Raw genomic sequence first — 11,167 nt, 5'->3', positions numbered from 1 at the left:
ACGAGCGGCGCCCCGATGGGGTCGCGTCCGACGAGCGCGCCCAGCCCGTCATGAGCCGGCTCTTCCAGCAGAAGGACATCGACGATTCCCACATCCGCGGCCTTGAGCAGCTCGATGATGGAGGCCCGGCGCTCATTCGTCTCGGCGGCCCATCGGCTTCCCAGCGACAGCAGGTTGCCGGCGTTCAGCCCCGGACGATCCCTGGTGATGGCTCGCATGAACCACTTGTAGACGTCGTGCAGCGGCTGATGTCCGCCACCGCTCTGCGCCTGGGCGAAGCGAGCGGCCGTGGAGACGAACAACGCGGCCGGAGCGGTGATGGCGGAGATTCGCTCGAGGTCCGAGCCCTTCCTGGTCTCCTCGCCCCAGGCGAAGGAGTCACCGTCACGTTCGAAGACACGACGCTTCTTCTTGAACGGATAGTGATACAACCACTCCTCGACGATGCGCTCGTCATCGATGGTGTAGCCGTACGTGTGCCGCACGCCGTCCAGGCTCAGATCGACGACGTAGCGCGACGGCGAGACAGCGATCTCCGGGTCGAGCAGGAAGGGCTCTCTCGTCAAGGACGAGGGCAGGCCCGGCTCCACTGCCTTGTCGGACTGGAGGACCAGCCGACGCATGGACGACAGGGCGTCCAGAGCATTCGACTTCCCCGAGGCATTCGCGCCGAAGATGCCCACCACGGGCACGGTCACCCTGGACTCCGGCTGGGTGTAGGCCGGGGTCAGATTGAGCTGCTGCTCGTCGGCGAACGACCGGTGGTTCGCGAATCGGAAACTCTGCAGCACCGGGGCGTCACCCCCTCCTACGGACGGCCACCATGCCTCTCATGCGAGTAAACCACGCAACAGCCACCTAGGCACCCTGAAATCAGCTCTCACACGACGGCGAGCACCGCGGCTTCGACGCGGTCGCGGGCGGCGGGGTCGGCCCAGGCGCCCTCGAGGTAGAAGGCGTCCACCACGTCGCCGCCCAGGGTGGAGATGCGGGCCGCGCGCACCTCGGCGCCCGCTTCGTCCAGGGCCGTCGCGACGCGGTAGAGCAGGCCGGCCGAGTCGGCGGCGCGCAGCTCCAGGACGACGGCGTCGGTCGCGACCTCGCGCAGCCAGACCACGCGCGGGGCGGCGGCTTCGCGGCCCAGGGGCGGGCGGGCGCGCAGCCGCTGCGTCACGGACACGTCGCCGGCGGCCACGCGGCGGAGGTCGGCGGCCAGGGCGATCGGGTCGGCCGGGGAGCCGTAGCGGGGCTGGGTCACGAACTCGACGATGGCCCGGCCGTCGACCGTGGAGGCGTCGGCGGACAGCACGTCGAGCCGGTGCATGGCGAGGCAGGCGGCCACCGAGCCCAGCAGCCCGCGCCGATCTGCAGCGGCCACGGCCACCCGGTCGCCGTCCAGGTGCAGCGCGGGCAGGTCGCCGGTCAGCAACGCGGGGTCAGGCAGCGGCGGCGCGGGGAGGGCGCCCGTGTCGAGCGCGGTGTGGACCCGGCTGACCAGCTGGGCCATCAGCCGTTCCTTCCAGTCCGACCAGGCGGCCGGGCCGGTGGCGTGGGCGTCGGCGCGGGCCAGGGCGTGCAGCAGGTCGAGCGTCGTGGCGTCACCGACCGCGGCGGCGACGGACGAGATGGTCAGCGGGTCGCCCAGGTCGCGGCGGGTGGCCACGTCCGGCAGCAACAGGTGCAGCCGGACCAGCTTCTCGATCACGGCCACGTCCGCGGGCGGCAGGCCGATGCGGGTGGCGATCGACGCGGCGATCGGGGCGCCGACCGTGCTGTGGTCGCCGGGCAGTCCCTTGCCGACGTCGTGCAGGAAGGCGCCGATCAGCAGCAGGTCCGGCCGGTCGACTTCCCGGGTGTGGGCGGTCGCCTCGTACGCGGCCTGCACCAGATGCCGGTCGAGCGTGAACCGGTGGATGGGGTGGTGCTGCGGCAGGCTCCGCATGCGCGCCCACTCGGGCAGCCACGCGTCGATGAGCCCGTACCTGTCGCAGGTCTCCCACGTCGGCAGCAGCCCCTGCCCCGAGCCGAGCAGGGACACCAGCGCCGCCCGGGCAGCCGGGGGCCACGGGGCGGCCAGCGGCGGCGAGAACGTCGCGAGCCACTCGCACGTCGCGCGCGCGATGGGCAGCCGTACGGTCGCCGCGGCCGCCGCCACGCGCAGGGACAGCGTGGGATCCGGCGTGGGCCCGATGGCCGTACGCGCCAGCACCAGCTCCCCGTCGTGCTCGACCACGTCCCGGGCGACCGGCCGGCGTACCGTCTTGCCGTTCCCGCCGAGCCGGCGTCCGCTGCGCAGGCGGTCGGCGGCGCGCCAGGCGTCGTCGAGGGCGTGCGCGATGGTCCGCGCGTCCCCGGCGACCCGGCGCAGCAGCGCGTCCCCGTCGTCCAGGTCGAGCAGCTCCGCCACCGTGCCGCGCTCCTGCGCGACGAGCCGGTCGACGCGGCGGCCGACGGCGAGGTGCAGGGCGTCCCGGGTGTCCAGCAGCCGCAGGTCGGCGGCGCGCACCGCGGGGCGCATCGTGTCGGCCACCCCGGCGCGGCCCATGCCACGCAGGATGGTCAGGTCGCGCAGGCCGCCGGCGGCTTCCTTCAGGTCGCCTTCCAGCAGGAACGCCAGCTCCCCGTGGGTCGCCCAGCGGGTCTGCGAGATCTCCTTCAACTGCGGCAGCAGCCGTACGGCCGTCCGCCGCCACTGGTCCCCCGTCGCCGCGACGAGCTCGGCGGACAGCGCCTTGTCGCCGGCCACGTGCCGCGCGTCGAGCAGGCCGAGGGCGACCTTGACGTCGTCGACGGCCACGGACTGCGCCTCGGGGATCGTGCGTACCGAATGGTCCAGGCCGAGCCGGGCGTCCCAGATCGGGTACCACAGCCCGGAAGCGATGCGGTCGATGCCGGCCGTGCCGTTGTGCAGCAGGACCAGGTCCAGGTCGCTGTACGGCGCGCAGTCCCGCCGGCCGAGCCCGCCGACCGCGACGAGGCTGACGCCGGGCAGGTGGCTCGGGAAGATCGATCGGAGCCAGGTGTCGAGGTCAGCCGCGCGCCGGGTCCGCGCGCCGGCGCCGATGTGCTGCCGCAGCTCGGCAAGCGAGCCCCCGGCCGGCACCCGAGGTGCGGCCGAGGGCTCGCTCACTGTGTAGCTCATCGATCGTTTACAGCGCGTCGAGTCCGCGCTCGCCCGTGCGCACCCGGACCACGTCGTCGACGCTGGTGACCCACACCTTGCCGTCGCCGATCTTGCCGGTGCGGGCTGCGGTGATCACCGCGTCCACGACCTTCTCCACGTCGATCTCGTCGGTGACGACCTCGACCTTGATCTTCGGCAGGAACTCCACCGTGTATTCGGCACCCCGATAGACCTCGGTGTGCCCCTTCTGCCGGCCGTAGCCCTGCACCTCGCTCACGGTGAGGCCCGCGACGCCCAGGGCGTGCAGCGCCTCCTTCACCGCGTCGAGCTGGTACGGCTTGATGACCGCGGTAACCAGCTTCATGCTCAAACCCTCCATGGCGAGAAAACTAACCGGCGACCTTCTGGCTGACATCAGCCTTGCCGTCCGCGTCGACCGGCTTGTTGCCCAGGCCGGCCATCGCGAAGGCGCCGCCGCTACCACCGGCGGGCGTGAAGTCGTACGCGGTCTCGCCGTGGTCCGCGATGTCGATGCCGCCGACCTCGGCCTCGTCGGACGCCCGCAGCAGCTTGGCGGCCTTGAGGATGAACGCGATGACAGCCGCGATGACGAGCGAGTAGACGGTCACGGCCAGGCTGGCGACGAACTGCCGGCCGAGCTGCGTGGCGCCGCCGCCGAAGAAGAGACCGTTGTCCGCGCCGAGCACGTCGCTGATGGCCGAGTTGACGCCGTTGTCGGCGAAGAGGCCGAGCCACAGCGAGCCGATCCAGCCGCCGACGAAGTGGACGCCGACCACGTCGAGCGAGTCGTCGTAGCCCAGCTTGTACTTGAGGCCGACCGCCAGGGCGCAGAGCACACCGGCGACGATGCCCAGCAGGGCGGCCGAGAGCGGGGCGATGAAGCCACACGCCGGGGTGATGGCGACCAGGCCGGCGACCGCACCGGAGGAGGCACCGACCAGGGTCGGCTTCCCGTCGCGCAGCCACTCGACGATGATCCAGCCCAGCAGGGCCGCGGCCGTGGCGACCTGGGTGTTGACGAAGGCAACCCCGGTGACGCTGTCAACCGTCAGCTCCGAGCCGGCGTTGAAGCCGAACCAGCCGAACCACAGCAGACCGGCGCCGAGCGCGACGAACGGCACGTTGTGCGGGCGCATGTTCTCCCGCGGCCAGCCGATGCGCTTGCCGAGCACGAGGACGACACCCAGCGCCGCGGCGCCCGCGTTGATGTGGACCGCGGTGCCGCCGGCGAAGTCGAGGGCGTGGACGCCCGCGCCGATCCAGCCGCCGCCCCAGACCCAGTGCGCGACCGGGACGTAGACCAGCGTGAACCAGCCGAGCGCGAAGAGGATCCAGCCGCCGAACTTGAGGCGGTCGGACAGGGCACCGCTGATCAGGGCGACCGTGATGACGGCGAACATCATCTGGAACACCATGAACACGTACGTCGGGATGCCGGTCGTGCCCCAGAACTCCGGCAGCCAGCTCGTGCCGGTGCCCGCGTACTGGGTGAAGGAGCCGAGGAACTTGTTGAGGCCGTCCGAGTCGTTGCTGCCGAAGGCGAGCGTGAACCCGTAGAGCATCCAAAGAACGGAGATGAGCCCAATGCTGCTGAAGCTCATCATCATCATGTTGAGTGTGCCCTTGGACCGGTTGAGGCCACCGTAGAACAGCGCCAGACCCGGAGTCATGAGCAAAACGAGCGCAGACGACACGAGCAACCAGACGGTATTGCTGGCGTTGATCTCCACGCTGCCTCCTCTCGGAATTATGTCTTCCTCACGGTCCACAGGGCAGCATCGCGCCGGTCGACCGGTGTGTGCGAGGAGCCTCCCGGTCCGCTGTTTCACCCACGGTCTACGCGCGATTTCCGGCGCGTGACCGGTTGTTTCGTACGTGTGAAGAAACTCTCACAGGCGCATTGACATTCGCGGCCAAACAGCGGCAAATAGCCCAGGAGGGCAGCGCGGCGTCAGATCAAATTCATGAAACCGATGTCGCAGCGGGGTGGTGCGTGCAGACCGCTGCTCACGCCGAGGTGCCCGGCGCGACTCCGCTGGCCGCTGACGCGTCCAGAACGCGGAGCCCCACCGGGCCACGTGCGTGATCCAAGCTCCCGAAGATCAAACCCACGCCCCGCCGCTCCGCTCAGCGGAGGGCGTACTCGAGGGTGTGGCGCTCGTAGTCGAGCAGGCGGAGGTCGCGCATCGGGCGGCGGAGGTGGCCCTTGTGCACGATGCGGACGAAGGCCGGGTCGCCCGCCGCGGCCATGCGGCGGATGCCCTCCACGTGGTCGACGATGCGCTTCCTTATGGTGCGGACCAGCCGGTGCCGGTCGCGCGGGATCAGCCCGTACGCGTCCGCGAAGAGCCGGAGCCGGCGCGGCCGGTTCGGCCGCTTCCAGCCCAGCGTGTAGGAGTCGCGGTCGCTGAAGAGCGGCACCCACGTCCACGCCGCGTACGCCACGTCGTAGATGCGCGCGCCCGGGGACGCCAGGTCGAAGTCGATCAGGGCGAGCGTGCCGTCGGGGCGCCAGACCACGTTGTGCGGGGCGGCGTCGTGGTGGCAGATGACCTCGGTGTCCGGCGGCGGCGGGCCGAAGCTGCGCCAGACCGCGTTGGGCGGGGGCTGGAAGCCGTACTGCGCGTCGTGGAACATGCGCAGCATCGTGGCGACCGTGACCAGCGCCTCGTCGGTGGTCCAGTGCGGGGCGAGCGGGTACTCGCCGCACTCACCGTCGAGGTACGACAGCACCTCGCGGTTGCGCTCGTCCATGCCCAGCACGTGGGGCGACCCCGTGAAGCCGACCCGCTGCAGGTGGTTGAGCAGCGCGTGGACGGCGGGCGTCCACGGCCCCACGTTGCGGCGGACGGTGTCGCCGACCTTGGAGACCGTGCTGACGTTCCCGCCGTGCAGAGGAATCTCCCGGACGGGCTCCTGCGTCACGCACGACCTCCCCAGTCGTCGCCGTTGAACATTTCGAGCCTACGCGTCCGTGCCAACCAGGGCCTCGACGAAGGCGGCCGGCTCGAAGGGTGCCAGGTCGTCCGGGCCCTCGCCCAGGCCGACGAGCTTGACCGGGATGCCCAGCTGGCGCTGCACGGCGATGACGATGCCGCCCTTGGCCGTGCCGTCGAGCTTGGTCAGCACCACGCCCGTGACATCCACCGCCTCGGTGAAGACCTTGGCCTGCTGGAGGCCGTTCTGCCCGGTGGTGGCGTCGAGGATGAGCAGCGTCTCGTCGACCGGGCCGTGCTTCTCGACGACCCGCTTGACCTTGCCGAGCTCGTCCATGAGGCCGACCTTGTTCTGCAGGCGGCCGGCGGTGTCGACGAGCACGGTGTCCACGCCCGTCTCGATACCCCGCTTGACCGCGTCGAAAGCCACGCTGGCGGGGTCGCCGCCCTCGGGGCCGCGCACGGTCTCGGCGCCGACACGCTCGCCCCAGGTGGCGAGCTGCTCGGCGGCGGCGGCGCGGAAGGTGTCGGCGGCGCCCAGCACGACCGTACGCCCGTCGGCCACCAGCACCCGCGCGATCTTGCCGCAGGTCGTGGTCTTGCCCGCGCCGTTGACGCCGACGACCAGCACGACCGCCGGGCGGCCGTCGTGCGGGGCGGTCCGGAGGCTGCGGTCCATCTCGGGGTCGAGGGCGACGGTCAGCTCCTCGACGAGCTGCGCGCGCACCTCGGAGACCGTACGCGTGCCGAGCACCCGCACCCGCTCGCGCAGCCGCTCGACGATCACCTGGGTCGCCTCGACGCCGACGTCGGCGGTGATGAGGCTGTCCTCGATCTCCTCCCACGCGTCCTCGTCGAGGTGGTCGCGGGAGAGCACGGCGAGCAGGCCCTTGCCGAAGACGTTCTGCGAGCGGCTGAGCCGGGCCCGCAGCCGGACCAGCCGGCCGGCGGTGGGCTCGGGCGTCTCGATGACGGGGCCGGCCGGCTCCTCGACAACCGGCGGCGGCAGGACCGTCGGCGGGGAGTCCTCGGTGACCGGCGGCGCGACAGGCGGCCGCTCGAGCGTCGTGGTGCCTCCGCCCTGCTCGCCGGGCGGCAGCTCACGCCGGCGGAAGCGCGGGACGACGAGGCCCACGGCCCCGACGATCAGCACCGCCAGCAGGATCAGGGAGGCGACGACGTATTCCATGCCCGAAATCCTGACAGATGCGCGCGGGGCGCGTGGGGCCACCCGGGGTGTCGATCGCCACCCCGCGTGATCAAGAGGTGCCGGAAACCGCCCTGGCGGAGCACCCGCCGCTGCGGAACGATGGGAAGGTGAGTCCCGCCGCGCCCGCCCATCTGCTGATCGGGCCGGTGCTGCGGCGCGTCGTGGGCGACCGCGCGACGATCTGGGTGGAGACCACCGCGCCCGCCACCGTCCGGGTGTCGGCCACCGAGGGCGGCGCCGGCTCCGCGCGCACCTTCTCGGTCTACGGGCATCATTACGCGATCGTGGTCGTCGAGGGCCTGCCCAGGGGCACCGCCACGGAATACCGGGTGCATCTCGACGACCGCCAGGTGTGGCCCCTCGGGGACTCGCCCTACCCGCCGAGCCTCATCGTCACGCGGCCGGCCGACGACGACGAACGGCCGGTGAGCGTGATCTTCGGCTCGTGCCGGGAGGCGACGCCGCAGGCCACGGGGCGCAAGCTGCCGCCGGACGCGCTGGACGCGTACGCCCGGCGCCTGATGACCGACCCCCGCGACCCGCGGCTGCGCCCGGACGTCATCGCGCTGCTCGGCGACCAGGTCTACGCGGACAACACGTCGGCCAAGGTGCGCAAGTTCCTGCGCCGCCGCCGCGAGGCCGGGCACGACGGGCCGGAGCACGAGGTCGTGTCCTTCGACGAGTACACGAAGCTCTATCTGGAGTCGTGGCGCGATCCCGAGGTGCGCTGGCTGCTGGCGACCGTGCCGAGCGTCATGATCTTCGACGACCACGAGATCATCGACGACTGGAACACCTCGGCGGCCTGGCGGCGGGACATGTCGGCGGAGTCGTGGTGGCGCGAGCGCATCTCCAGCGGGCTGGCGTCCTACTGGGTGTACCAGCACCTGGGCAACCTGGGCCCCGACGAGCTGGCCGCCGACGAGCTGCTCGCGAAGATCACCGCGGTGGAGGACGCGACCGATCTGCTGCGCGACTTCGGGCTCGGGGTCGACGCGCCGGAGTCGGCGGAGAACACCGACCGGCCGTACCAGTGGAGTTTCGCCCTCGACGTCGGCCGCACCCGCCTGGTCATGCTGGACAACCGCTGCAACCGCGTGCTGACCCCGGGCCGCCGCGAGATGCTGCCGGCCGCCGAGTGGGGCTGGTTCCTCGACCAGGCGCACGGCGACTACGACCACCTGGTGATCGGCTCCTCCCTGCCCTGGCTGATGCCGCCGGCCATCCACCACGTCGAGGCGTGGAACGAGTTCCAGGCCGACTCCCGGGGCCCGCGCCGCGCCCGGTACGCCGAGAAGCTGCGCCGCGCCTTCGACCTGGAGCACTGGGCCGCCTTCACCCGCTCCTTCGAGGCCCTCACCGAGCTCTTCCGGCGCCTGGGCGAGGGCACCGCCGAGGGCCGCGTCGGCGCCGGCGGTGCCTATGCCGCGCCCGCGACGATCAACGTGCTCTCCGGCGACGTCCACCACTCCTATGTCGCCCGCGCCGACCTCGGCCCCACCGTCCGCACCCCGGTGCACCAGCTGACCTGCTCGCCGATCCACAACCAGGTGCCGGCCTTCATGCGCCCGCTCATGCGCTTCAGCTGGTCGCGCGCGGCCGCCAAGGGGACGCGGGGGCTGGCCCGCTCGACCGGCGTGCCGGCGCCCTCGCTGCGGTGGCGGCGCCTCGCCGGCCCCTATTTCGGCAACGCGATCAGCACCCTGCGCACCGAGGGCCCGCGCGCCGACGTGCGGGTGGAGGGCACCGCCAAGGACGGGCACCTCTTCACCGTCGCCGACCTGCGTCTGGACGGCCCCGCCACCTCCACCATATAAGCCGCCGGGGGGCTTGCGGCAAGGCCCGGGTGACCTCGCACAATGCGCAGATGCCCAGGACAGAAGTGATCATTTCCGGCGGCGGCCCGACCGGCATGATGCTGGCCGCCGAGCTCCGCCTGCACGGCGTCGGCGTGCTCGTGCTGGAGCGGGACCCGCGCCGCATCCGGTACGCGGGCTCGCTCGGCCTGCACATCCGCAGCATCGAGATCATGGACCAGCGCGGGCTGCTGGAGAAGTTCCTCGCGATCGGCACGCAGTACCCGCCCGGCCGCTTCGCCGGGATCCCCGGGCCGATGCCTGAGCCGCTGGACACCGCCCACCCGTACCTCCTGGGCATCCAGCAGGTCCACACCGAGCGCCTGCTGACCGAGCACGCCGTCGGGCTCGGCGCCGAGATCCGGTACGAGAGCGTGCTCACCGGCCTCACGCAGGACGACGAGGGCGTGACGGCCGAGCTGTCCGACGGTACGCGCCTGAGCGCCCGCTACCTCGTCGGCTGCGACGGCTCCCGGAGCACCGTGCGCAAGCTGCTCGGCATCGGCTTCTCCGGCGAGGCCGCCCGCCACGAGTGGGTCCTCGGCGAGATCAAGGTGACCGCGTCGCCCGAGGAGCTGGCCGCCTCGATGGCCGAGGTACGCAAGACCCAGCAGGGGTTCGGGGTCGGACCGGTCGGCGGCGACTACTACCGCGCGGTCGCCCCGGCGGCCGGCCTGTCCGACGAGCCGCCGACCCTCGACGAGCTGCGGGAGCGGCTCCGGCACTTCGCCGGTACGGACTACGGCGTGCACGAGCCGCGCTGGCTGGCCCGCTTCGGCGACGCCACGCGGCTCGCCGACCGGTACCGGGCGGGCCGGGTCTTCCTGGCCGGCGACGCGGCGCACATCCACCCGCCGATGGGCGGTCAGGGGCTCAACCTCGGCATCCAGGACGCGTTCAACCTCGGCTGGAAGCTGGCCGCCGCGGTCGCCGGCTGGGCACCGGCGGAGCTGCTGGACACGTACGAGCCGGAGCGCCGCCCGGTCGCCGAGGACGTGCTCACCCTCACGCGCGCGCAGGCCGAGCTGCTGTCCACCGAGCCCGGGCCGCAGGCCGTGCGCCGGGTGCTCGCGCAGCTCATGGCCTTCGACGAGGTCAACCGCTTCCTCGTCGAGAAGGTCGCCGCGACGGGCATCCGCTACGACTTCGGCTCCGGCGATCCGCTGGTCGGCCGCCGGCTGCGGGACATCCCGCTCAAGGAGGGCCGCCTGTACGAGCGGATGCACGCCGGCCGGGGCCTGCTGATCGGCCGGCTCCCGGTCACCGGCTGGGCCGATCGCGTCGACCTCGTGGCCGACGCCGGCGACGAGCGCACCCTGCTCCTGCGCCCCGACGGCCACGTCGCCTGGGCCGGGGACGACCACCAGGAGCTCGACGCCGCCCTCACGCGCTGGTTCGGAGCCCCAGCGCCTTCCGCAGATAGGTGAAGTCCTGGGGCCCCGACCAGCGGAAGCCGAGCAGCTTCGCCGCGCGGGCGCCCCGGATCACCCGGTCGTCGTCGTCCACGAAGAGCACCCAGGGCGCCTGCTCGCCCAGCGCCGCGCAGGCCCGCGCGAAGAACTCCGGCGCCGGCTTGTGGACCTTCAGCTCGTAGGAACTGACGACGGCGTCGAACTCCTCCGCCAGCCCGAGCGCGTCGAGGTCGCCGCGCAGCCGGTCGGTCGCGTTGGTGGCCAGGCCGACCTTGCGACCGGCGGCGCGCACCTGGCGGACGAAGGCCAGCACCTCCTCGTCGACCGTGCCGCGGTGCTGCTGCCACTCGGCGACGGCGGCCGCCGCGGTGTCGTCGTCGAGCGGCAGGCGCTTCGCGATGAGGTACATCCACTCGGCGTCGGTCATCTCGGCCGCCACCGCGGGGCGCAGCAGCTCCCAGTCGAACGCCGTGCGCGCCAGCGTGCCGGCCTCCAGCCCGTACGACGACTCGACGCCCGCCGCCACGGCCGGATCCCACCGGCGCAGCACACCGTCGAGGTCGATCAGCAGGGCCCGGGCAGGTTGACGCAACATGGCGGCAAGACTA

The 11,167-nt window shown here is 72.2% G+C and carries 9 protein-coding genes; 2 read left to right on the top strand and 7 right to left on the bottom strand.

The features are described from left to right. From RBH18_RS00920 to ftsY, 6 genes are all read right to left on the bottom strand, one after another. On the bottom strand, positions 1-791 hold a 791-nt coding region (locus RBH18_RS00920; RefSeq protein ID WP_306203848.1), incomplete at its 3' end, for an AAA family ATPase. 89 nt (positions 792-880) lie between these two features. Then, positions 881-3,142 (bottom strand): [protein-PII] uridylyltransferase, encoded by a 2,262-nt coding sequence (locus RBH18_RS00915; protein WP_306203846.1) that lies wholly within the window; start codon positions 3,140-3,142, stop codon positions 881-883. Between the two features lie 7 nt (positions 3,143-3,149). Continuing rightward, on the bottom strand, positions 3,150-3,488 hold the full coding sequence (locus RBH18_RS00910) for a P-II family nitrogen regulator (protein WP_305782893.1): 339 nt from the start codon (positions 3,486-3,488) through the stop codon (positions 3,150-3,152). A 25-nt stretch (positions 3,489-3,513) separates the two neighbouring features. Continuing rightward, positions 3,514-4,875, bottom strand: coding sequence for an ammonium transporter (locus RBH18_RS00905; RefSeq protein WP_306203845.1), 1,362 nt, complete (start codon positions 4,873-4,875; stop codon positions 3,514-3,516). A gap of 397 nt (positions 4,876-5,272) precedes the next feature. Continuing rightward, on the bottom strand, positions 5,273-6,085 hold the full coding sequence (locus RBH18_RS00900; protein WP_305783059.1) for a phosphotransferase: 813 nt from the start codon (positions 6,083-6,085) through the stop codon (positions 5,273-5,275). A gap of 24 nt (positions 6,086-6,109) precedes the next feature. Beyond that, positions 6,110-7,270, bottom strand: coding sequence for a signal recognition particle-docking protein FtsY (gene ftsY / locus RBH18_RS00895; protein WP_306203844.1), 1,161 nt, complete (start codon positions 7,268-7,270; stop codon positions 6,110-6,112). A 128-nt stretch (positions 7,271-7,398) separates the two neighbouring features. Here ftsY and RBH18_RS00890 point away from each other — a divergent pair, with 128 nt between their 5' ends. Further along, positions 7,399-9,108: an alkaline phosphatase D family protein gene (locus tag RBH18_RS00890; RefSeq protein ID WP_306203843.1), complete on the top strand. Its 1,710-nt coding sequence runs from the start codon at positions 7,399-7,401 to the stop codon at positions 9,106-9,108. A gap of 50 nt (positions 9,109-9,158) precedes the next feature. Continuing rightward, on the top strand, positions 9,159-10,574 hold the full coding sequence (locus RBH18_RS00885) for an FAD-dependent monooxygenase (protein ID WP_306203842.1): 1,416 nt from the start codon (positions 9,159-9,161) through the stop codon (positions 10,572-10,574). On the opposite strand, the gene RBH18_RS00880 is transcribed toward RBH18_RS00885, so the two are convergent. Further along, on the bottom strand, positions 10,531-11,154 hold the full coding sequence (locus RBH18_RS00880) for an HAD family hydrolase (RefSeq protein WP_306203841.1): 624 nt from the start codon (positions 11,152-11,154) through the stop codon (positions 10,531-10,533). The genes RBH18_RS00885 and RBH18_RS00880 overlap by 44 nt on opposite strands. Between the last annotated feature and the right edge of the window lie 13 nt (positions 11,155-11,167).

Source organism: Actinoplanes oryzae (genome assembly GCF_030757795.1).
Taxonomy (GTDB): Bacteria; Actinomycetota; Actinomycetes; order Mycobacteriales; family Micromonosporaceae; genus Actinoplanes.
Note: the sequence above shows the minus strand (reverse complement) of the source record. Positions and strands in the feature narration are given on the sequence as shown.